General features: G+C 62.4%; 1 protein-coding gene. It reads left to right on the forward strand.

Features of this window, described 5'->3' with window-relative positions:
- On the forward strand, positions 1 to 639 hold a 639-nt coding region (locus CO670_RS32370; protein ID WP_176539075.1), incomplete at its 5' end, for an FAD-dependent oxidoreductase.

Genomic DNA, 639 nt, shown 5'->3' on the forward strand with positions numbered 1-639 from the left:
GATGGCAAGGTGCAGCAGATCACCGCCGACCGGATGATTTCGGCCGTCGGCGTTCAGGGTAACATCGAAAATCTCGGCCTCGAGGCGCTTGGTGTGAAGACCGACCGCGGCTGCGTCGTCACCGACGGTTACGGCAAGACCAATATCGCCGGCATCTACGCGATCGGCGACGTCGCCGGTCCGCCGATGCTGGCCCACAAGGCCGAGCATGAGGGTGTCGTCTGCGTCGAGAAGATCGCCGGCCTGCCGAATGTTCATCCCACCGACAAGGGTAAGGTTCCGGGCTGCACCTATTGCAATCCGCAGGTCGCCTCCGTCGGCCTCACCGAAGCCAAGGCCAAGGAGCTGGGTCGCGACATCCGCGTCGGCCGCTTCTCCTTCGCCGCCAACGGCAAGGCGATCGCGCTTGGCGAAGATCAGGGCATGGTGAAGGTGATCTTCGACAAGAAGACCGGCGAACTGCTCGGCGCCCACATGGTCGGCGCAGAAGTCACCGAACTCATCCAGGGCTTCGTCGTGGCGATGAACCTGGAGACGACCGAGGAAGAACTGATGCACACCATCTTCCCGCATCCGACCGTGTCCGAGACGATGAAGGAAGCAGTGCTCGATGCCTATGGCCGTGTGCTGAACGCTTGA

The organism is Rhizobium sp. J15 (genome assembly GCF_002531825.1).
Taxonomy (GTDB): domain Bacteria; phylum Pseudomonadota; class Alphaproteobacteria; order Rhizobiales; family Rhizobiaceae; genus Rhizobium.